Origin of the sequence: Marivirga atlantica, from assembly GCF_016734805.1 — a bacterium.
GTDB lineage: Bacteria > Bacteroidota > Bacteroidia > Cytophagales > Cyclobacteriaceae > Marivirga > Marivirga atlantica.
Genome location: NZ_JAERQG010000001.1, coordinates 353,536 through 373,501 on the forward strand (window position 1 = coordinate 353,536; position 19,966 = coordinate 373,501).

Here is a 19,966-nt window from a genome sequence, read left to right on the forward strand (position 1 = left end):
GTCACATGGAATCTTTGATTAAAAATTTATCCCCGGTTTATATAAAATTCGAGTCTAAATTTTTAATGCCGATTTCATGTGTTTGTAATTTGAATTTGTTATTTGCTCGGGATAAGCGATTGAAAAAGCTTTAGATATCCTCTGCGGTTGTCTTAATAAATTGTGTGTGGTTAAAAGTCAGCCGAAGGCTGCTAGAGAATCTAATTATTTTTTATAATTAGGGTGCATTAGGGGTTGTAATCCTACTAAAGAGTGTTTCCAGAAAGGTGTCGAAAACCCAGGTTGTGCTTTCAACAGTTTCTGAAGCTGTATCTTCTAAAAGTGGTAATTCGAGTAATAAGTCAAATGAATGAAAAAGATTAAATTGCATTACAGGAACCAGTACCTCATATGCCATAATTTGATATGAAGAAGTATCTTCAGGCTGTTTCTCTGATTGAGCAGTAGTTGTAGAATCAGCCTTTTCTGTTTCCTGTAAATAGTCAACAATAGGTTGCTGGATAAACAGCAATACTGCTGCTATCAGGCCTAAAACCACAAGCGCAATTTTCTTGATTTTCCCTATTTTGTTTGACTTTTTCATTCTTTGGACTGCAAATGTAGCATAATTAGTATATAGTACAAAGAATGATTTATGCAGTAGCTGTTTACTTATTCAAGCTTAGCTGCCAAATTCCTATTTTTTAAGGATGATTCGGAAAGTAGTACCTTTATCAATGGCCGACTCTTTCACAAAGATCTTCCCATTATGATAGTGTTCAATAATTCGTTTTGCCAGGGTAAGTCCAAGCCCCCAACCTCTTTTTTTGGTAGTAAAGCCCGGCCTAAAAACTTCCTTTAGTTTTCCAGAGGCTATGCCCTTGCCTGTATCTGTTACATCAATTAAAGCATCACCATATTTGCCTTCTTTTAGCATAATGGTCAACTTTCCTTCACCGCTCATAGCATCAATTGCATTTTTTGAGAGGTTTTCAATTACCCAGTCGAATAGTGGCTTGTTGATGTCTGCCGTAAGCAAATCATCCTTACAGTTGAAGTGAATTTCTATTTTTTTAGATACTCTTTTCTCCAGATATGAGAGCGTTTCTCTAATCAGTTTTGAGATGTTTTGGTCTGTAAGAACTGGAACTGAGCCAATGCTGGAAAAACGAGAGGTAATCATTTCAAGCTTGTCAACATCTTTTTCAAGCTCATGTACCACTTCTTTATCCTTTATATCATCATCACTTTTCATGATCTCAAGCCAGGCCATTAAAGAAGAAAGAGGAGTCCCTAATTGATGAGCAGTTTCCTTTGCGAGACCTGCCCAAACCTGGTTCTGCTCTGCTCTTCTGGAATAGCTAAAGGCAACATATCCGAAAAATACGAAAGCAGCAATAACAGAAAGCTGTACATAAGGATAGTATCTGAGTCTATAGATGAGGTCTGAATTTCTATAGTAGATGTAATAAATGTCTTCTACCTTATCAGAGATTTCAGAAGAGATTACAATAGGCTCATACTCCTGCTCCATAATTTTCAACTCTTTATTGAGCACCTGTTGTATTTCCTGTTGATCAAGCTTACTACTATCTAGCTTAACGTTCCTGTACATAGTAGGAACCCCTTCATAGTTGACTACTATCATAGGAATTGAATTATTAGGCGTTACAATTTCCTGATAGATAAAAGCCAGATTGTCACTCTCAGAATTTACCGTATACTCCAGAGTCTTTGCATATAAGGAAATGTAAAACTCCTCCCTTTCCTTCAGCTCTTCAACTACACTATTTGTGTATAAAACTGATGAGAAACCAATAATAATGGAAGAAGCCAGCGCTACCCATTTAAGTGCTGCTCTATTTTTATACATGCCAGAAGTGGCATTACCCATAAAGGGAGAGTCACTCACAGAACTTACCATACAACCCTATTCCTGATGATTTTAATCAACTGCATAACGCTAAGATATACAATTATTTTACTGCTTAATTGATGAATAATGTCAAGTTTTTTGAAACTACAAAGCCTTGAACAAAATCAAATCATTAAACCCGTCATTTAGATCAGCCCCTACCGTACTCATTTTTAAAGAGTTACCTATTCAATTCATCTTACCAGTTTGATGGATATTCGCATATGTTTTGTATATTTGAAAACATTGAACTCCCCATGATATGAAAAAGCTTGTAAACACACCTCTTAAGAAATCATTTGTACTAACGACAGCAATAATGTTCTTAGGTTTAGGTACGGCTTTTGCCAAATCTGAGACAGAAGATAAAAAACCTAAAAACACCTCTGCTAAGGCGATAGTTGAAAATGCATTGTTGCAGGTTTCAACTGATTCATTAAAAAGCACCCAGAAAGTTGAGTCTGTTGCCGATTCCGCTACGGTAAAAAGTAAACATAGCGCACCTGCTTCATACAATATCCTATTTCAGGTAATTTATAGAAATAGCTTTTCTGAAATTTTTGAGGAGAATAAGTAACCTTTAATCCATAATTAGCCTATTTCCAGTACCCTCATTTTTTTGTTCCGCTAAACACTGTATTTCTTCACAGGAATCATCCGTTTATGTAATAGGCGCTCCTCAAGGCGTTTTACTCACATAATTTTATTATTATTGCCTCTGTTGTTCTTTTATTGAATAATTATCTTAAAAATTAAACACAATCTTTTATGAAGAAACTACTCTTATGCTTGGTGGTATTTGTGCCATTTTTGGCCACTGCCCAAGAGGAAACTATCGAATACAAGGAGCGTTTTGAGCAGCTTGGTACTATGTTACCGTCTCCAAATGTTTACAGAACAGCTTCTGGTGCTCCAGGTGAAAAATATTGGCAACAAAAGGCTGATTATCAAATTAAGGTGAAACTTAATGAGGCTCAAAACCAAATTACCGGTAGTGAGACAATCACTTACTATAACCAATCTCCGCACCCACTAAACTACTTATGGTTGCAACTTGATCAGAACCTGAGAAAAGACGGTTCTGACATGGAGACTACTTCAACCTATTCATTTTTTAACGACACTATTCCTGCAAAATTTATCGAGCAATATGTTGATAATGGTGGAGACGCCTACAACTTTGATGGTGGTTTCAAAATTGATTATGTGAAGGATGCTTCAGGTAACCCGATGAATTACCTGATCAATAAAACCATGATGAAAATCAGGTTGAAAGAAACTTTAAACCCTGGTGATGAGATTTCTTTCTCACTGGCATGGTCTTACAACATCAATGATAGAATGAAAGGTGGCGGAAGATCTGGTTTCGAATATTTCGAAGAAGATGGCAACTCGCTTTATACCATCGCTCAGTTTTACCCTCGTATGGCTGTTTATAACGATGTTGAAGGATGGCAGAATAAGCAGTTCTTAGGTGCGGGAGAGTTCGCCTTAACTTTTGGTGATTTTGATGTAGAAATTTCTGTTCCTGATGATTTTATTGTTGGTGCAACAGGTATGGTGCAAAATGCCAAAGAGGTATTAACAAAAGATCAGTATAACCGATACGAGAAAGCCTTAAAATCAACTGAGCAAACTTTTATTGTTACTGAGGAAGAGGCTATCGAAAATGAAAAGGAGAAATCCACTAAATACGAAACTTGGAAGTTCTCAGCTGAAAACGTGAGAGATTTCGGTTTTGCTGCTTCAAGAAAATTCATTTGGGATGGTATGATGGTAGAGCTTGAATCAAGTAAGCCATTTGCTCAATCTTTCTACCCAAAAGAAGGTAATCCACTTTGGGAAGAGGAATCAACTAAAGCTGTAAAAAACACTTTAGTTCTTTACTCTGAAAGAACTTTCGATTATCCGTATCCACAAGCTACATCAGTTCATGCGGCTTCAATCGGTATGGAGTATCCTATGATTTGCTTCAACTTTGGCAGACCAAATCCTGATGGCACTTACTCTACAAGAACTCAGTTAGGAATGACTTACGTAATCGTTCACGAAGTAGGTCATAACTTCTTCCCAATGATTGTAAACTCTGATGAGCGTCAGTGGGCTTGGATGGATGAAGGCTTGAACTCTTTCTTAGAGTCTAATGTAATGTGGGAATATTACCCTGACTTACCTTATACTGATAACTCACCTCAGGCTATTACTGGTTATATGAAGAGTAGCAAGGACAAGCAAAGACCAATCATGACAAATCCTGAGCAGGTATTAAGATTAGGCCCTAACGCTTATACAAAACCTGCTGCAGCGCTTAACTTGTTAAGAAATACTATTCTAGGACCTGAATTATTCGATGAGTCATTCAAGGCTTATGCGCAAAGATGGAAGTTTAAGCATCCTACACCTGCTGATTTCTTCAGAACAATGGAAGATGCGTCTGCCGTTGATTTAGATTGGTTCTGGAGAGGATGGTTCTATACAACAGATCATGTTGATGTAGCTGTTGATGAAGTGAAATATTTCAGAATTGCTACCAAGGCAGAAGATATGGAGAAGAAAACCAAAGCACCTAAAGGTGACCTTGGTGGTAAAAAAGAAGGCGAAGAAGAAAAGAAAACTGACTTCAGTGATGGGCCTGAATATTTAACAGTTCAGGAAACACCGTCTTTCTGGTATGGCGAGTATAGAAGTAAAATGGATGATAAAGCCATTGAAGAGTATTACAAAGACAAGCATTTCTATGAAGTAACCTTTAAAAACGAAGGCGGTCTGGTGAGTCCTCTTTTAATGAAATTCAACTATACAGATGGTACCTCAGAAACTAAAATGATTCCTGCTGAGATATGGAGAAAAAATGAGGGTAAGACTCGCAAAGTATTCATTCTTGACAAGGAAGTTGAATCTCTTGTATTTGATCCGGAAAATGAATTAGCTGATACGGAAACAAGCAACAACGTATTCCCGAAAGCTGAGCCAGAAACGAAGGTTGATAAATTTAAAGAAGGAAAATAATCCTTAAGTTTAATAGATTTTAAAAGGGACTCAATTGAGTCCCTTTTTTTGTGCAATTGATATTAGGAAAATCATAATAAGTGCTATCTTCCTTCATAAGAAACTAAACCCTGCTGTCTTATGATGAAGTTTTCAAAAAGCATAATTATTCTATTTGCTGTATCTATTTTTTCGTGTGATAATAAGTCCTCAAGCAACGAATCAGAAGAAGAAGCCTCTTCAAATGACACTTTGAGTTCAGAAGAAACTACTGCAGCTACATCTGATGCTGAACCAATTGATTATGAAAAATTTCTCAAAGACTTTAGTGAATTTGATCAATACACGGCTGATGAACAGCCCAAAGATTTTTCAGGAAAATATTTTATTGCTTACTCCGCTGGTAATAGCTTCTCTTTAGATTTGGTTCAAAATGGCGCTCTAGTAACTGGAAGCTATTGCGGACTCAGCCAAAGTAGGGTTGACTGTGGAATGGAAAACCAAGGTTCTCCAGATTGTCCTGTAAAAGGAAAAGTTGTTGGTGACACGCTTCATTTAAGTTTCATAAGTTGCTATTCGCAGGCAAAGGGAAAGGCAAAAGCCTATAAAAAAGGATTTGATCTGTATTGGAAAACAACCGATTTTCCAGACAACAGCTATACCGCGGCACCAAGTGGTGATATTTTAAAGAATAGGTTAAGTACTGCTTATCTCCTTGTAGCAGGTGGCGGCAAAACAGAAAAAGCAGGTAAAGAAGCCTTACAGAAATGCAAGAATACCTTTTCCAGTGGAAAAGTAATTGGAAACAAGCCGTTTTTAATCAAGTCAGACACGGTTAATGGACTGAACCCTGGTTTTTATATAGCTGCCATCGGCATCTCTACTACCAAAGAGTTAGCCGATTTAACTGTAAATTATGCGAATGAGCAAACAGCAGGAGTTTATGCAAAAGAAGTATTGTTAAGACCTGAAATAGCCTCTGACCATATCATTTCTTTAAAAGCCAATACAGCTCCTTTTAGTGGTAAAACTGTTCGGCTAGATAATGGCTCTGCTGTTGTAAAAATCAAATCTCCTGCCTTTACTAAATACAAGGGTTCCTTCAAGGTTCATAATTACCTGGCATGGATTGAAAAGACAGGTGAAATCACTTATTTAAGTGACTTGGATTTTACAACAGTATTTGCATCAAACAAGGATACAACCAAAAGCTGTACCGTGAAAACAAAAACTTTTGAGAGCACAGATGAGTACATGAAAATGTTTAACGGTAAGAAAGAAAAACATATAACTTGTATATTTCCTAATGGAGTCGTTAGCACTGAAGATACTTATGTCACAGGCTATTCAAAGAGTGAAAAGTATCCGAAGAATACGTTTAATTATGATGAAGTTCTTTTCTATTATTTAAATAATGGTTATTTCTCGGAATTTTTGGAAAATGACTACTCATTAGGTAGTTATGAAGAAGATGGTATAAGCTACGAAATGTCAGAAAATTTTATAGAAATAGCTGAAGAGCCCGGCTATTCTGAATCCCTTTCAATAAAAGGTGATACCATAGTTTATAGCACTTATAGTGGGCATTAAGTCAATGCTAAATTTTCAAGCTTTTTATAATAAGGCATACACTCGTTTAATAAAGCCTCAAGGTGAGCAGGAAACTGTTCATCTTTAGCTTCATACTTCTTAAAACCAGTTGAGGCGTGTACATTAGCATACCAATATTTGGCCCAAACACCATCTTCAGGTCTGGCGCCAGCTGGCCAACTTAGCATAGCTTTATCAAAGGCTATTCCTGCTTTTTCGCATAATTTTTTAAGTACCCCCTCAGGATTAAGCAATACATTTTTTGCATCGAGCACAGCATATGGAATCTCATGCTTGTCAAAATATTCCATCAATTCCAGATGTTCGGCATAACCTATATCTTTCATGCTTAATTCAGGAATTACTTTAGCGAAAGAAGGAATCATCTCTTTCGGATTACGGGTAAGCAAAATATTGAAGCCTTGCCTTGTAAAGGCCTTATTCAAATTCATGAGGTGATGTGTCATATTCTTAAAAAATACTACCTCCTCCTCATGTGAGCCTGTCATCATATCCACCACCTGTTGTGCATCCGTTTCCATGCTGTTGAGAATTTCATCTGCCCCAGGATGATATGCCTTCGCTGCTGTTTCTTTCAGGTAAGCACCATAAAGTGGTTCATCATAAACTTTAGTGTCCGCTCGCTGGGCAAAGCTATACATCATGGTAGTAGATATATTCCTTGGTCCTGACCACATAAAAATTCTTTTGATTTTATCCATGAATGCTTTCTTCTATTAAGTCGTTATATAATTCACTCAACTTTTTGGTCATGGTTCCATATTTTCCATTCCCAATCTGTTTTCCATCAATCTTTATTACCGGAGTTAAGCCACCGAAAGTGCCCGTTACAAAAGCTTCATCTGCACCATAAGTATCATAAAGAGAGAAATCCTTTTGTCTGCATTTGATTCCATGCTTCTCGCACACCTCTATTACTTTAGCGCGGGTAATACCATTCATGCAATATTGCCCGGTTGAAGTCCAAACTTCATTGTTCTTTACAGTAAAAAAATTGGTAGCGTTGCAGGTACAAACAAAGCCGTTGATATCGAGCATCAAGGCTTCATCAGCTCCGGCTTCTATAGCTTGTATGAGTGCTTGTACTTCATGCAGTTTACTATGGCAATTGAGTTTGGGGTCAAGGTAATCCGGTGAACCTCTACGAATTGTACTAGTAAACAGTTTTACGCCCTTTTCTTTAGTTTCGTTAGAAGCCTTTTTATGTTCAGCAATAATCACAAGATTAGGACCTGATATAGTCAGCCTGGGATCTTGAGAAGGTGTTTTCTTAATGCCTCTAGTTATCATGGCTCGTACATGCACCTCATCATGCATGTCATTCTCCTTACAGGTTTTGTAAATCAACTCAATGAGTTCAGTTTTTGTCCACGGTAAATTTATCCCTGTTGACTTTGAAGCTTCCCATAAACGCTTCATATGGTCATCAATAAAAGCAAGCTTTCCTTTATGAAGCCTGATACCTTCCCAAATGCCATCACCGATCAGGTAACCACTATCAAATACAGATATTTTAGCTTCCGAACGAGGAAGAAATTCTCCGTTAACATAAATCTTTACCGTTTCATTGCGAGCATCATGCTCGGCATTGTGTGTACCGTGAACCATAAGCTTTTCTTTATTAGCTTTCAATTTAAAAAGATCAACCAAATCCTCGATGCTAAATGATTTCTTTTATTGAATACAACTTACCTTTTGCTTTAAGTTACGTTCTTAAGTATCTTGTATAGTCTTACTTATCGTATGGAAATATTTCTCACATATGGAAAAATAGTAGCCGTTTCTTTGATCCGCTATTTTATAGTGGCCGGCATTCCTTTTATTATCTTCTACAAGCTATTTTTTGAGAAATACTTAAAGTCAAAAATTCAGGAGCGAGATGCCAAATACAAAGATTTTCTGAGAGAAATAAAAAACTCCTTCTTTACCACCTTAATCATAGGCATTGTTGCCTTTGTTTTTACCAAAACACCGCTTCGCATCTATTCTCAAATCTATCTGGAAAAGACTGATTATCCTTTGTGGTGGATTCCTGCAAGCGTAGTGCTCGCCTTAGTTATTCATGATACTTATTTCTACTGGATGCATAGAGCAGTGCATGCACCTAAGCTTTACAAGCATATGCATAAAGTGCATCATCAATCAATAAATCCATCACCTTGGGCTTCTTATTCTTTTCATTTCTTTGAAGCAATAGCAGAAGCGCTTATCATTCCGATTGTAATTTTTATAATTCCTCTTCACCCAATAGCATTATTTCTGTTCGCTCTTAGTTCCTTTATAATCAATGTATATGGTCATTTAGGTTTCGAAATTGCTCCATTGTGGTTCAGAAGAACATGGCTATTTGAAGTCTTCAATACTTCGGTTCATCATAACCTGCATCATTCAAAGTTTAAAGGGAATTACGGATTATACTTTAGGGTATGGGACAGGTTGATGGGAACAGAAAATCCAAATTATGTGAAAGCCTATGACCAGATTCAAGAAAAAAGGCTTACAAAAACATATGCAACCAAAGTAAGTACTACATGATGGTTGATCATATTTTCATCTTTTCCGACAAGGCAGGAGAAGAGGCTGATGAATTAAAAGCACTTGGATTTAAAGAAGGTAGCAGCAGAATCCATCCTGATCAAGGTACCAGGAATCGAAAATTTTACTTTCAGAACTTTTTCTTAGAGATACTCTGGGTGCACAATGAGGAAGAGTTAAAAAATGGAAAAGCCTCAAAAATTGACCTGTTGGAACGGTCTAAATTTGCTACCAATAACTATTCTCGCTTTGGCTTAGGCTTAGTGAATGACCCATCGAATGACACGCTTTTTCTTGACGGTAAAAAATACTTTCCAGCCTATTTCCCTGAAGCTTTATCAATAGAATATATAAATGAAAAAGAATTACCATGGCTTTTTAGGTTACCATTTAAAGGCAAAACTTTTGATGCTGGCAATGAGCTAATAAATCATCCAAATAATATTAGCACATTAAGCAGGGCAGACTTTAGCATTAGAGAAAAGGAAATTAATCATGGCCTTGCACATCATTTAAAAAAGCTAGAATCTATTGAGTTTAAACCAGCCGATGACCCGTCATTGTTTTTAACTTTTGATGAGCATCAGCAAGAGAAGGAGTTTCACATTAATTCACTAAATTTAGTTATACGTTATTAATATTTTTCAAATGAAAGATCCTATTGAAGTTTCGACCACTGTTAAAGCTCCACTTAATAAAGTTTGGGAATACTGGACTTCCCCACAACATATTACTAAATGGAATTTTGCAAGTGATGATTGGCATTGTCCGAATGCTGAAAATGATCTCCAAATTGGTGCTAAGTTTTCTTACAGAATGGAGTCAACAGATGGTGAAATGGGCTTCAACTTTTCAGGTAAATACACAGAAATTAGTCCAAACAACTCCATTACCTATTTGATTGATGATGGGCGCAAAGTAAGCATAACATTTAATGAGGAGGGTGATAGCACAAAAATTGTCGAGCAGTTTGAAGCTGAGAATGAAAACGCAAGAGATATGCAACAGCAAGGCTGGCAAGCCATCCTAAATAATTTCAAGCGATATGCAGAACAAGAAGGCTGATTCAGTAGAAAGATACATTAAAGAGTTTCCTACTGAAATTCAGGAAATATTAAATCAGCTAAGAGCGCTGGTTAAATCTGTAGCTCCTCAAGCCATAGAAAGCATAAGCTATGGAATGCCTGCCTATAAGTATAATAAGAAGCCACTTGTGTACTTTGCCGCCTATGAGAAACACATTGGACTTTATGCTACTCCCTCAACACATGAGGCTTTTAGTAAAGAACTTAGTTCATATAAACAGGGCAAAGGATCAGTTCAGTTTCCGCTAAACAAAGACATCCCCTTTCCACTAATCAAGAAAATGATACAGTTTAAACTTCAGGAACTAGACCAAAAGTAATTTGAATTTTACTTTAGTTGTGCTTCTAGCTCAGCCACATCAAATTTGACATCATCCTCTCCTATCTGATCAAAAGGGTTTTCCAGGTGTTCCTGAATGTTATCAAGGCTAATAAGGATAAAGCTGAACATGATTGGCATCATATATTCAAGACCATGCGCATAGGTCTCGGCTGTATGCTCAAAATATGGCCCATAAATAACTGGAAAGCTATAAATAAAAACTTTAGAATAAGCCCTTAAAGTGAGAGGCGTTCTGTAAGTTCTTATCATTTTGATATTTTCCACATCGACTAAAATTTTGCTTACATATTGGTTCATCCTGGAAATCTCACCTGGATTTAATTCTTTATTTCTTACCTGTTGAATACTTTCGGAGAGCTTGCTTATTTGTTGGAAAAGCTTCTCTGCCTGCTCTTGTTTTGATTTTTTATCTTTTACACAAAAAGCTTTTAGAGACTTATAAATAGTGATTAAGTCCGATTTAAGTCGCCCCTGAAAAGCCTTATCTTCTTCTTTTAACCATTGGCCGGAAGCCAAATACAATGCCTGAACGTGCGCTTTAAAATCGCTGAGCAACATTAAAGTTCTTTCTCTTCTCTTATAAGCACTATCAATGGAGAAGACTACCGGAAATACGATGGCTATTCCAATAATGGTAAGTGGGAAATCTGCTGAAAAACCATATCGCCCACAAACCCAGGTAGAGGCAACAGCGAGCAGTGTAACTACAAAGGTTTTGTAGTTGATAATGAGAAAAACACTTTTAAGAATCTTCATTGCTTAACAATAAACTCATGTTAAGTAAATCATTTTTAGCCATTGTTCAAAGCAGGGCCTTACAGCAGCGCCAAATGTTAAATTTGTCTATTTATCAAAATAATATGATTTGTAAGAATTGCTTCATTATTTTAGATGAAGTAAATGACTCTTTATGACAAATCAACTTAAAGTGGCTTTGGCCCAAATTGCTCCTGTATGGCTAGATAAAACAGCAACCATCAATAAAATAAAAGCAAGCATTGAGGAAGCCGCCTCCAATAATGCTGAACTTATTGTTTTCGGAGAAGCTTTGCTGCCAGGTTATCCTTTTTGGTTGGCACTAACGGGAGGCGCAGAATGGGATGCACCCATTCAAAAAGAACTACATGCCCATTATGTAAATAATGCCATACAACCCGAAGAAGGCGAATTGGATGATATTTGTGAGCTGGCTGCAAAACATAAAATAGCTGTTTATTTGGGCTTTATAGAAAGGGCTAAAAATCGTGGCGGACATAGCCTTTATTGTTCTCTGGCTTACATAAATACTCAGGGTGAGATAAAATCTATCCATAGAAAGCTGCAGCCTACATATGATGAAAGGCTAACTTGGTCGCCAGGAGATGGTAACGGTTTACAGGTTCATCCGCTTAAAGCGTTTACAATAGGTGGTTTAAACTGCTGGGAAAACTGGATGCCGCTACCTAGAACTGCCCTTTACGGACAAGGAGAAGATTTGCATATAGCTGTTTGGCCAGGCTCTATTAGGAATACTGAGGATATTACTCGATTTATGGCAAAGGAAGGTCGTTCATTTGTGGTTTCAGTTGGATGCATCATGAGAAAAAGTGACTTCCCAAAAAATACGCCTCACTTAGATAAAATACTGGAAAATGCCCCTGAATGGCTTACCGATGGTGGCTCATGCATTGCTGCTCCTGATAGTAGCTGGGTTGTGGAGCCAATTACTCATAAGGAAGGGATATTTTATGGAGAAATTGACTTCAACCAAGTATTAGAAGAAAGGCAGAACTTTGATCCTGTAGGTCACTACTCCAGACCTGATGTTACCAAACTAATTGTTAACAGAGACAGGCAATCGACAGTTGAGTTTGAATAAAAAAGGCAGCGATAAAATCGCTGCCTCTAATTCACTTAAGTAATTATAGCTTATTTAATAACTAGTTTAGTTACATGCTTATTCCCCTCTTCTTTAAGAATTAGCATATACATTCCATTATCCAAGCCCTCTAAATTCATTGATATGGCTTCTCCATTTACGAAAGTAGCCTGTTTTACAAGCATTCCATTTAATGATACAATATTGACGTCAGCTCTTTTTCGAACTTCCATGTCAACAAATAATTTTCCTGAAGTTGGGTTAGGGTAAACTTTCAAATTATTGACTGGATCTGGCTTTACATTTTCAAGAATTAAAGCTTTTCTAGAAGAAAAACCTTCGCTAATGTTCACCGTGTAATCCTCAACCTCTCCATAAGTGAAAAATTCACATGAAGTGGCATTTCTATTGTACTTCATACTTACTCTCATTCTTGTTGATCCATTTTTTGCTGTTGTAGGTATAGTGATATATCCGCTTACAACAACATCTCTTGTTTTAGAAATGGTTGCCACATATTCACCCGCATCTGCAAAGTCACCATCTTGATTATAATCAATCCAGATATCGTAAGCTTCACTAAATGATCTTCCAGACCATTCGGGATGTACAGAAAAGCTGTAAGTCTGGCCAGCTTGCACAGAAGTTGATGAACTTGTAAAGTCTGCATAACCTCCATTGCTACCCGAGGTGTTATCAAGCGTGTTGAACACAACTCTTTGTATCCACTCTTCATTAGCATATTGACCACCACTCGTGCAATATGAGATTTGAGCTGACTGAGTGGTAAAAGTTTCGGGTGCTGAGTAGCTAGAATTAAGTGATCCACATTCACTACGAACTTCAAATTCATAAGCGGTATTGTCACTCAAGCCCGCCAGGCTGTAAGATGTACCTGAAACGCTAATATTGGTCCAGGTTGATGAACCACTTACTCTGTATCTCAAGCCATACCCTATAGCCGAACTATTACCACTCCAGCTTACATCTGCTGTGGTTGTTGTAATATTAGCTATAGAAAGGTTAGTCGGCACATCGCAACTAGTAGCTGTACCACCATCAAAAGAGTGTGCTCCTAAGAAGTTGAAATTATTAGTCGCAAACTGATGCCATTCTTGGGGTTGATAACTTGATGAAGGTCCTGTTACAGTTGACTTTCTAACAAGGGTTATATCCTGAGCAAAGTTTACTGCATCATTAGGGTTACCTAACAGATCGATAAGTGCTCCATTCTTAAAAAGTCCGATGGCATCATTTCCATTAAAAGTAACAATTCCGGATCCAGTACTAATATCAGCTTGAGCTTGCATAGCAGCATCTGCGCTCGAGTGAACAATCACAAAAACTTCTCCTGAACTTAAGTCACCAGACAATGAATATTCTGATCCCCATGATCCAGAACCATTGGTTGACTTCATCAAACTGTAAGATGAAAGGTTCACATCAGAACCCGTAAAATTGGCCAACTCAATTCCTTTATTGTAAGATGAGCCTTCGATATATTCTGAAATAAATAAATCTGAAGCATTTCCTCTCACGCTCTGAGCTTCCACAGTAATATCAAAAGTCTGTGTGGTATTATCTGTTCCGTCACTAGCCGTTAATGTAATGCTATGAATACCTACCTCGCTGGAGGAAGTAGCACCATTTAATAAAGCTGTGCCATCTCCATTATCGATAAAGCTTAACCATGATGGTAATGATGAGGCAGATATATTTATAGGATCGCCATCAGCATCTGTTGCGATTACACTGTAGTTATAAGTATCCCCTTCGGTAACTGATAAAATTGGAGCAGAAGCAAATGCAGGAGCATTATTTGATGGACTGCTCGTACAATATGTTGGGTAAATCTCACAAACGTATTCAGGATGGTCAATAAATGGATTTCTGTTATTCTGATAACCGTAAATCACCTCATTACGCTGTATTTCAAAATTATCTACAGGATCGTTTAAATGCCACTCAATAAGTGTTGAAAGCTTTGAATGGAGTGGTTCTTTGCTCGTATTACTTAAATAAGTGTCAGTAAGCTCTAAGTCAGGTTCTCCATTGGTGCCTTCATATCGTACCACCATGTAAAAAATCATTCTGGCAACATCTCCTTTTACAGCATCTCTCGGTTCCCAGATGTATTCTGAGTCACTAGTTTTTGATAGTGTTGAGCCGCTGTATTGCCCTGAGCCATCCACATAGTAATAGTCAGCATTATCGAAGTTTCTATTACTTCTTGCTGAATTGGTAGATACATCTTCTGCTCGTAAATGGTGGCAATCTGTTCCTGGTCCTTGGGAGGTTCCAAAATCTCCCCTCGACTTGGCCCACACATGTTCACGCGACCAACCATTGCCATTATCATATTCGGCTGGCCCATTCATAGAAAAACCCGAATAAATACCGATTACATTGTTCGGATTATTCGGGTCTTTGTCTGCATCTTTTAGAATGTCCCAGGTATCTGTGCTACTACTGCTATAGGGATATGTGGTGTGTCCGTCAATAATATTGTGAAGTGCTGCTTTTAGCTGACTACCGTTTAAGCCGTTAGCCTGATTATAATAGCCCGCTGGAATTTGACCGTAACTTAAAAAACAAGCCATGGACAAAACCCATAATAGGTAATGTTTTTTCATAGTTTAGGTTTTTGGATAAGTAAAACGGCCGAAAGCTATGAATTTAGCTCAACTGTGACGAAGCTATTTCAATTACTTAACAATTTGATAATGTGCGCTTTGTAGTATTTGTAGATTGAAAATAAAAAAAGCCTGATTACTCAGGCTTAAGGTTAAATATACATGCAAGTGTATCTTTTATTTCTTGCCGTTATTCAAAGATTGTTGTGCCATCATCATGGTTAAGATTTGTTGCAGCGCATCGGAGTTTCCTTTACCATTTCCATCTGAGCCACCCATATAAAACTGTGGTAATTTAACACCATTAGGCCCTGCGAATTTTTCTGCCACGCCAACAGAGGTTTTATACTCCCATTCTGCTTTTTCCTGAGGCGTAAGACCAGCCTGCACTAGTTTAGCGTTTTCGTACGACTGTGCATCCGCGGCTACCTTTTTAGCAGCTGATTTCAATCGTTCGGTTTCTAACTGAATTTGAGCAAGCTTTTTATTAGTTTCTTCCTGCTTTAACCTCGTTTCAATTTCAATTAACTTCTTAACTTGTTCTCTTTCCTGAGCAGCACGCTCTGCTGTTTTATCTCTTTCACCCTCTGCCAAAATTCTCTGTTGCTCGGCCTTGGCAGTTTCTATTTTTTCCATCTCAATACGCTTCTGAGCAGAAATATCACGTTGAGCCTCCAATCTCTTCTTAAAAGCGTCTTCTAAATCAACCTGATCCACAATAACCTGCGAAACAATTATGTTATTTTTCGTAATGTCATGGTCAACACGAATTGGCTTGCCGGTAGCGTTTAGTCTTTTGTTGACCTCATAGCGTGTTCTTATTTCCTTAATTACCCTATCCTTTTGTTGAATACTTGCATAAATAGTATCATAATGCTCTTTTTTCTCAACAGAATACCCTCCGTTTTTTAACTGTTCATCAAGCGTTTGTCTAAAATCGGCTGCTGAGCCTGAAATATAATCCTGTGCTGAAAACATATACCCTGTATTAATTACCTGCTCTTTAACAGTAGGCACCAAGGTATTATTAACCAAATTTTTAGGGTGTCTAAACTCTTCCGCTAATTTGATAAATGATGGTTCATCTTGTGGCATTTGCATCCTAACAGAAATGTTTACATCAGCTGTTACCTGATCTATAAACCTGATAGGAATACCATCAGGTATTACCCCCTCAATTCCCTCGGTAGGTTCATCTCCGCTGATCACCTTGATGTCAAAAAATTTCTGCCATTCTTGTACTTTAGACAATGGGGTAATAAACTTAATACCAGAGGAAAAAATAGCACTTTTTGTTCCTGCAGGAGAAACTATGAAGTACTGATGACCCGGACTGGCATAAAATAAAAATGAAGTGTTGAATATCAGCAATAAGCCTACACCTGCCACTATCAAACTCTTTTTGGGCGAAAACCACAGCAAAAATTTTTGTCCAATGCCTTTATAATTGCTGTTTTCATCTTCTTTTAGTTTTCTCCTAATCTGGATACTTGCGATAAGTAAAATTAGTGGTGCAAGTATCAAAACCACTCCGATAAAAGTAAATATTCCCATGTTCTATTGTATAATTTAAATCGGGCGGCAAATAAATCTAATTTGCCTCTACTTCAAATTTTTTCATTTAAAAAGTTTATTCCAACGGGATATTTATCGATAAAAGCCTCTTATTTACCTTTTAACTCTAGTTTGCTAGTCTTTTATAAGCATACTCATTTTGACTACCTTTGCCCCACCTTGAAAAATACTTTACTTATAACGCCCCCATTTACCCAGCTGAATACGCCTTATCCAGCAACGGCCTATTTAAAAGGCTTTCTGAATACTTTAGAAATTCCATCTTACCAAATGGATTTGGGCATTGAGGTGATCTTAAAGCTTTTCTCAAAAGATGGTTTAAGACAACTATTCGAAGCAAGTGAGAAAGCAGAAGTACGCTTTTCAGAAAATGCTGAGCGTATCTACGCCATGCAAAAGGAGTATCTGAACAGCATTGATCAGGTAATATCATTTCTTCAGGGTCGTAATGCTACTTTCGCAAGGCAAATCTGTACCGATAATTATCTCCCTCAGGCAAGCAGGTTCGAGGAATTACAGGAGCTGGATTATGCCTTTGGCCACATGGGTTTGCAAGATAAAGCCAAGCATTTAGCAACGCTTTATCTGGAAGATCTTTCAGACTTCATCATTGAAACAATTGATCCGCATTTTGGCTTCAGTCGTTATGCTGAAAGGTTAGGAAGAAGCGCTAATCATTTTGATGAATTATATGAGGAGCTAGCCAAGCCATTAAGCCTGATAGACCAGATAACACTGAACATTCTATCAGAAAGAATTGACCGAATTGATCCTGAATTAATTTGTTTCTCAGTGCCTTTCCCGGGTAATCTATTTAGTGCTTTTCGCTGTGGTCAATATATTAAAAAGCATTACCCGGGTATTAAAATCGCTATGGGAGGTGGATTTCCCAATACCGAGTTACGAACCCTAAGCGATAAAAGAGTCTTCGAGTTTGTTGATTTCATCACTTTAGATGATGGAGAAAAACCTATTGAGCAGGTCATTAAATATGTTAATACAGCCGATAAGGAAGTCCCTTTGAAAAGAACATTTTTGCTGGAAGGTGAAACGGTTGTTTTTAAAAATGACAAATCACTCAAAGATTATAAACAGAGTGAGGTTGGCACTCCTGATTATTCCGATCTGCTCCTGAATCAGTACATATCAGTTATTGAAGTAACCAACCCCATGCATAGCTTATGGAGTGATGGCCGATGGAACAAGCTGACCATGGCACATGGCTGTTATTGGGGGAAATGTACCTTCTGTGATATCTCGTTAGATTATATTCGCCTTTATGAACCAATTGCCGCGAAGCAACTGGTAGACAGAATGGAGCAAATAATAGCACAGACAGGTGAAACAGGTTTCCACTTTGTAGATGAAGCTGCACCTCCAGCTTTAATGCGTGAACTGGCATTGGAAATTATCAGGCGAGACTTGACAGTAAGTTGGTGGACTAATATTAGGTTTGAAAAGAGCTTCACTTTCGACTTATGTCAATTACTCAAAGCTTCTGGCTGCATTGCAGTTTCAGGTGGTCTGGAAGTAGCTACCGATAGATTATTAGATGTTATCAAAAAAGGAGTAACCGTTGCACAGGTGGCCAATGTTACGAGAAACCTAACTGCCTCCGGCATTATGGTGCATGCCTATTTAATGTATGGCTACCCAACTCAAACTGAGCAGGAAACTATTGACAGTTTGGAGATGGTAAGACAGCTTTTTGAATTAGGTGTTTTACAATCTGGCTTCTGGCATCAGTTCGCCCTCACGGCACACAGTCCGGTAGGTTTAAATCCTGATCATTATGGTATCCATCCTGTTTATCCTGAGCATACTTTCGCTAATAATGATTTAGCCTTTACAGATACCACAGGTATAAATCATGATAAATTTAGTTTCGGCTTAAAGAAATCCCTTTTCAATTTTATGCAGGGTATTGGCTTCGACTTTCCTCTACAGGACTGGTTTGATTTCAAAGTGCCAAAAACTACCATTTCACCCGATTATATTACTAACTGTTTAAATCAATCTGTTGATCCTTTTCCTAAAAGCAGAGCAAAAATGATATGGGTTGGGAATTTACCCATTCTGGCATTTCCTGATGAAATGACCGCATTACTCACTATTCATCAGAAAGCAGCCATTATAGAAGTAGCGCTGCCAAAACAAATGGGGATTTGGTTAGCGGAATGGTTGAAAACACTTAGTAACGGCACTCATAGTTTTGACGCCTTTCAGCAAGATTTTGAATCTCAATTTGATGACTTCCAGTCGTTCTGGCTATCAGAAGAAATAATGGATTTAAGGGAAAATGGATTGTTGATTTTGTAAATTCCACAATGGAAACTACCTATCAGGGCAAACCAGCTTTTTATCCTAAGTCTATAGCAGAATGGCGGCAATGGTTAGAAACAAATCATCAAACAACAGAAGCAGTTTGGCTAATTCTTTATAAAAAAGATAGTGGTGTACCCAGTATCAGTTATAGTGAGTCTGTTGATGAAGCGCTATGTTTCGGTTGGGTGGATAGCAAGCCTAATAGGCGGGATGAACAAAGTTTCTACAGGTACTTCTCCCAGCGTAATCCGAAAAGCAACTGGAGCAAGATCAACAAGCAGAAAATTGAAAAGCTTATTCAAGCTGGCAAAATGGCTCCTGCCGGTTTAAAAATGATTGAAGAAGCCAAAGCTAACGGCTCCTGGACTATATTGGATGAAATAGAAGAAGGTATTTTACCTGAAGATTTAAGGGCAGCTTTTGCTCAAAATAAAACTGCGTTTAAGTATTGGGAAGCATTTCCAAGATCCGTCAAAAGAAATATCATGGAATGGATAGTTTCAGCCAGGCGAGCAGAAACACGTCAAAAAAGAATTGAAGAAACCGTTTCGCTAGCTTCAGAAAATAAGAGAGCTAACCAATATAACGGCTAAAGTTAGCGCCCAAAGTCATCTTGAAGCCTAACAATATCATTTTCATCAGAAGGATTGCTGGCGTCTACATGTTGCCAAATTTCTGCTAAAACTGACCAGCCTGATAAGCCCACTAAGCGATGGCGCTCTCCCTGTTTTAATTTAATTTGATCTCCTTCGTGTAAGATCTGTACACTTCCTTCTTCATCCGTATTACTTTTCACCACACCAACATCACCATTTAAAACGGTCCATATCTCGGCTCTTCTGTGATGATACTGCCATGACAACCTTTTCTCCGGAGCAACTACTAAAAATTTCGGGCTAAGCTTCTCTGATATTTGAAGGCTCTTAAAATCTACATCAGGAAAAAACATTTTAGCAAAATCCTCTGCCTGAGATTCATCTATCACAAAGAATCCTCCCCATGGCCTATCAAAATCTTTTGATACTACCTGAAAACGATTGGCTTGTAGGTAACTCTCTACCTCACTAAAAACTTGCTCTCTTTTTTCAGAAACCAATTGAAGTTCCATGGATTTTTAAG

The 19,966-nt window shown here is 37.8% G+C and carries 18 protein-coding genes; 10 read left to right on the top strand and 8 right to left on the bottom strand.

Annotated elements, in window-relative coordinates; all coding sequences use genetic code 11:
• Window positions 1-217: 217 nt before the first annotated feature.
• Both JKP34_RS01635 and JKP34_RS01640 read right to left on the bottom strand, forming a co-directional pair.
• Window positions 218-583 carry a hypothetical protein gene (locus tag JKP34_RS01635; RefSeq protein WP_201917036.1) on the bottom strand — a complete coding sequence of 122 codons (366 nt, stop codon included), beginning with the start codon at window positions 581-583 and terminating at the stop codon, window positions 218-220.
• A gap of 93 nt (window positions 584-676) precedes the next feature.
• Window positions 677-1,903: a sensor histidine kinase gene (locus tag JKP34_RS01640; RefSeq protein WP_201917038.1), complete on the bottom strand. Its 1,227-nt coding sequence runs from the start codon at window positions 1,901-1,903 to the stop codon at window positions 677-679.
• Between the two features lie 253 nt (window positions 1,904-2,156).
• Here JKP34_RS01640 and JKP34_RS01645 point away from each other — a divergent pair, with 253 nt between their 5' ends.
• The 3 genes from JKP34_RS01645 to JKP34_RS01655 all read left to right on the top strand — a co-directional run bounded on the left by JKP34_RS01645 (window position 2,157) and on the right by JKP34_RS01655 (window position 6,472).
• Entirely contained in the window at window positions 2,157-2,471 is a 315-nt protein-coding gene (locus tag JKP34_RS01645) for a hypothetical protein (RefSeq protein ID WP_201917040.1), read from the top strand.
• Between the two features lie 191 nt (window positions 2,472-2,662).
• The gene (locus tag JKP34_RS01650) at window positions 2,663-4,903 is read left to right on the top strand and encodes a M1 family metallopeptidase (RefSeq protein ID WP_201917042.1); all 2,241 of its coding nucleotides are present in this window, start codon (window positions 2,663-2,665) and stop codon (window positions 4,901-4,903) included.
• 120 nt (window positions 4,904-5,023) lie between these two features.
• The gene (locus tag JKP34_RS01655) at window positions 5,024-6,472 is read left to right on the top strand and encodes a hypothetical protein (RefSeq protein WP_201917044.1); all 1,449 of its coding nucleotides are present in this window, start codon (window positions 5,024-5,026) and stop codon (window positions 6,470-6,472) included.
• Here JKP34_RS01655 and JKP34_RS01660 read toward each other — a convergent pair.
• Both JKP34_RS01660 and JKP34_RS01665 read right to left on the bottom strand, forming a co-directional pair.
• Window positions 6,469-7,194 (bottom strand): sulfotransferase-like domain-containing protein, encoded by a 726-nt coding sequence (locus tag JKP34_RS01660; RefSeq protein ID WP_201917046.1) that lies wholly within the window; start codon window positions 7,192-7,194, stop codon window positions 6,469-6,471. The genes JKP34_RS01655 and JKP34_RS01660 overlap by 4 nt on opposite strands.
• On the bottom strand, window positions 7,187-8,125 hold the full coding sequence (locus JKP34_RS01665; protein WP_236664861.1) for an aminotransferase class IV: 939 nt from the start codon (window positions 8,123-8,125) through the stop codon (window positions 7,187-7,189). The genes JKP34_RS01660 and JKP34_RS01665 overlap by 8 nt, the downstream gene beginning before the upstream one ends.
• Window positions 8,126-8,236: 111 nt before the next feature.
• Between JKP34_RS01665 and JKP34_RS01670 the strand changes: the two genes are divergently transcribed.
• From JKP34_RS01670 to JKP34_RS01685, 4 genes are read left to right on the top strand one after another with little or no spacing between them, the layout of a single operon-like run.
• The gene (locus JKP34_RS01670) at window positions 8,237-9,028 is read left to right on the top strand and encodes a sterol desaturase family protein (protein WP_201917050.1); all 792 of its coding nucleotides are present in this window, start codon (window positions 8,237-8,239) and stop codon (window positions 9,026-9,028) included.
• Window positions 9,025-9,666 carry a VOC family protein gene (locus JKP34_RS01675; RefSeq protein ID WP_201917052.1) on the top strand — a complete coding sequence of 214 codons (642 nt, stop codon included), beginning with the start codon at window positions 9,025-9,027 and terminating at the stop codon, window positions 9,664-9,666. The genes JKP34_RS01670 and JKP34_RS01675 overlap by 4 nt, the downstream gene beginning before the upstream one ends.
• A 10-nt stretch (window positions 9,667-9,676) precedes the next feature.
• Complete coding sequence (locus JKP34_RS01680; protein WP_201917054.1) at window positions 9,677-10,093, top strand: SRPBCC family protein; 417 nt, start codon at window positions 9,677-9,679, stop codon at window positions 10,091-10,093.
• Window positions 10,074-10,433 (top strand): iron chaperone, encoded by a 360-nt coding sequence (locus JKP34_RS01685; protein ID WP_201917056.1) that lies wholly within the window; start codon window positions 10,074-10,076, stop codon window positions 10,431-10,433. Before JKP34_RS01680 ends, JKP34_RS01685 begins: the two co-directional genes overlap by 20 nt.
• Window positions 10,434-10,441: 8 nt before the next feature.
• Here JKP34_RS01685 and JKP34_RS01690 read toward each other — a convergent pair whose 3' ends face one another.
• Window positions 10,442-11,212, bottom strand: coding sequence for a bestrophin family protein (locus JKP34_RS01690; RefSeq protein WP_201917058.1), 771 nt, complete (start codon window positions 11,210-11,212; stop codon window positions 10,442-10,444).
• A 154-nt stretch (window positions 11,213-11,366) separates the two neighbouring features.
• Here JKP34_RS01690 and JKP34_RS01695 point away from each other — a divergent pair, with 154 nt between their 5' ends.
• On the top strand, window positions 11,367-12,314 hold the full coding sequence (locus JKP34_RS01695) for a carbon-nitrogen hydrolase family protein (protein WP_201917060.1): 948 nt from the start codon (window positions 11,367-11,369) through the stop codon (window positions 12,312-12,314).
• Between the two features lie 50 nt (window positions 12,315-12,364).
• Here JKP34_RS01695 and JKP34_RS01700 read toward each other — a convergent pair whose 3' ends face one another.
• Window positions 12,365-14,947: an endonuclease gene (locus JKP34_RS01700; protein ID WP_201917062.1), complete on the bottom strand. Its 2,583-nt coding sequence runs from the start codon at window positions 14,945-14,947 to the stop codon at window positions 12,365-12,367.
• 177 nt (window positions 14,948-15,124) lie between these two features.
• Entirely contained in the window at window positions 15,125-16,501 is a 1,377-nt protein-coding gene (locus JKP34_RS01705) for an SPFH domain-containing protein (RefSeq protein WP_201917064.1), read from the bottom strand.
• A gap of 180 nt (window positions 16,502-16,681) precedes the next feature.
• On the opposite strand from JKP34_RS01705, the gene JKP34_RS01710 reads away from it, so the two are divergent.
• Window positions 16,682-18,841, top strand: coding sequence for a B12-binding domain-containing radical SAM protein (locus JKP34_RS01710; protein ID WP_201917066.1), 2,160 nt, complete (start codon window positions 16,682-16,684; stop codon window positions 18,839-18,841).
• 8 nt (window positions 18,842-18,849) lie between these two features.
• On the top strand, window positions 18,850-19,440 hold the full coding sequence (locus tag JKP34_RS01715) for a YdeI/OmpD-associated family protein (protein WP_201917068.1): 591 nt from the start codon (window positions 18,850-18,852) through the stop codon (window positions 19,438-19,440).
• Window positions 19,441-19,442: 2 nt separating this feature from the next.
• On the opposite strand, the gene JKP34_RS01720 is transcribed toward JKP34_RS01715, so the two are convergent.
• A complete protein-coding gene (locus JKP34_RS01720) occupies window positions 19,443-19,955 on the bottom strand; it encodes a cupin domain-containing protein (protein ID WP_201917070.1) in 513 nt (170 codons plus the stop codon).
• Between the last annotated feature and the right edge of the window lie 11 nt (window positions 19,956-19,966).

What these genes read in the sequence shown, in the direction of transcription:
- JKP34_RS01655 (WP_201917044.1), top strand. Translation starts at nt 5,024, where the DNA reads ATGATGAAGTTTTCAAAAAGCATAATTATTCTATTTGCTGTATCTATT.
- JKP34_RS01670 (WP_201917050.1), top strand. Translation starts at nt 8,237, where the DNA reads ATGGAAATATTTCTCACATATGGAAAAATAGTAGCCGTTTCTTTGATC.
- JKP34_RS01660 (WP_201917046.1), bottom strand. Translation starts at nt 7,194, where the DNA reads ATGGATAAAATCAAAAGAATTTTTATGTGGTCAGGACCAAGGAATATA.
- JKP34_RS01680 (WP_201917054.1), top strand. Translation starts at nt 9,677, where the DNA reads ATGAAAGATCCTATTGAAGTTTCGACCACTGTTAAAGCTCCACTTAAT.
- JKP34_RS01650 (WP_201917042.1), top strand. Translation starts at nt 2,663, where the DNA reads ATGAAGAAACTACTCTTATGCTTGGTGGTATTTGTGCCATTTTTGGCC.
- JKP34_RS01700 (WP_201917062.1), bottom strand. Translation starts at nt 14,947, where the DNA reads ATGAAAAAACATTACCTATTATGGGTTTTGTCCATGGCTTGTTTTTTA.
- JKP34_RS01695 (WP_201917060.1), top strand. Translation starts at nt 11,367, where the DNA reads ATGACAAATCAACTTAAAGTGGCTTTGGCCCAAATTGCTCCTGTATGG.
- JKP34_RS01640 (WP_201917038.1), bottom strand. Translation starts at nt 1,903, where the DNA reads ATGGTAAGTTCTGTGAGTGACTCTCCCTTTATGGGTAATGCCACTTCT.
- JKP34_RS01720 (WP_201917070.1), bottom strand. Translation starts at nt 19,955, where the DNA reads ATGGAACTTCAATTGGTTTCTGAAAAAAGAGAGCAAGTTTTTAGTGAG.
- JKP34_RS01690 (WP_201917058.1), bottom strand. Translation starts at nt 11,212, where the DNA reads ATGAAGATTCTTAAAAGTGTTTTTCTCATTATCAACTACAAAACCTTT.
- JKP34_RS01645 (WP_201917040.1), top strand. Translation starts at nt 2,157, where the DNA reads ATGAAAAAGCTTGTAAACACACCTCTTAAGAAATCATTTGTACTAACG.
- JKP34_RS01715 (WP_201917068.1), top strand. Translation starts at nt 18,850, where the DNA reads ATGGAAACTACCTATCAGGGCAAACCAGCTTTTTATCCTAAGTCTATA.
- JKP34_RS01705 (WP_201917064.1), bottom strand. Translation starts at nt 16,501, where the DNA reads ATGGGAATATTTACTTTTATCGGAGTGGTTTTGATACTTGCACCACTA.
- JKP34_RS01685 (WP_201917056.1), top strand. Translation starts at nt 10,074, where the DNA reads ATGCAGAACAAGAAGGCTGATTCAGTAGAAAGATACATTAAAGAGTTT.
- JKP34_RS01675 (WP_201917052.1), top strand. Translation starts at nt 9,025, where the DNA reads ATGATGGTTGATCATATTTTCATCTTTTCCGACAAGGCAGGAGAAGAG.
- JKP34_RS01635 (WP_201917036.1), bottom strand. Translation starts at nt 583, where the DNA reads ATGAAAAAGTCAAACAAAATAGGGAAAATCAAGAAAATTGCGCTTGTG.